Source organism: Shigella sp. FC1661 (genome assembly GCF_001712525.1).
Taxonomy (GTDB): Bacteria; Pseudomonadota; Gammaproteobacteria; order Enterobacterales; family Enterobacteriaceae; genus Escherichia; species Escherichia coli.
This window is the reverse complement of the sequence record NZ_MDGW01000477.1, coordinates 1-453: the sequence shown is the minus strand read 5'-3', so window position 1 is coordinate 453 and position 453 is coordinate 1. Positions and strand designations below refer to the sequence as shown.

2 protein-coding genes are annotated in these 453 nt (G+C 53.4%); both read right to left on the bottom strand.

The window, feature by feature from the left end:
• Window positions 1-120: IS91 family transposase (locus BFF42_RS27995; RefSeq protein ID WP_000198543.1), on the bottom strand; the 120-nt coding region annotated here is incomplete at its 3' end.
• On the bottom strand, window positions 101-373 hold the full coding sequence (locus BFF42_RS20810; RefSeq protein WP_000019158.1) for a hypothetical protein: 273 nt from the start codon (window positions 371-373) through the stop codon (window positions 101-103). The genes BFF42_RS27995 and BFF42_RS20810, both read right to left, overlap by 20 nt.
• Window positions 374-453 lie beyond the last annotated feature (80 nt).

The following is a 453-nucleotide window of genomic DNA, read 5'->3' as shown; positions in this document are numbered from 1 at the left end:
GACAGCCTCAACCCCGATATCGCGCAGACCGCCCGCATCCAGGAAGGACGTCCAGCACTGGTTGGCTGTGAACAGGCGTTTCAGCGGGCGGGGCTGAAAATCACCACCACTTCGGGTCATCCGCCTTCATCTCCGCTTCTGTTTCGTATAAATCAAAACGACGGCAGGTATGGCAGAACGTGACGTATTCGTACGGTGAATCCGGGTACATTTTGTGGAAGGTTTCCCAGAAACAGACCGTGCAGGAGGGATGACCGGTGATAAAGTCTGCAAATACGGACTTATAAGGGTGATTATTGGCTCTGGCGACGGCTTTCAGAACCTCTTTCACCATTCTGGTGTGGACTTTCTGGTGCTCCAGGTTGTGTGACATGGGAACTCATTCTGGATGGTTACTCTGAAAGCTCATATTCTGCCACACCCCGATTTGCAGCCGCCAGGCTGCCGTGGTTC

What these genes read in the sequence shown, in the direction of transcription:
- BFF42_RS20810 (WP_000019158.1), bottom strand. Translation starts at nt 373, where the DNA reads ATGTCACACAACCTGGAGCACCAGAAAGTCCACACCAGAATGGTGAAA.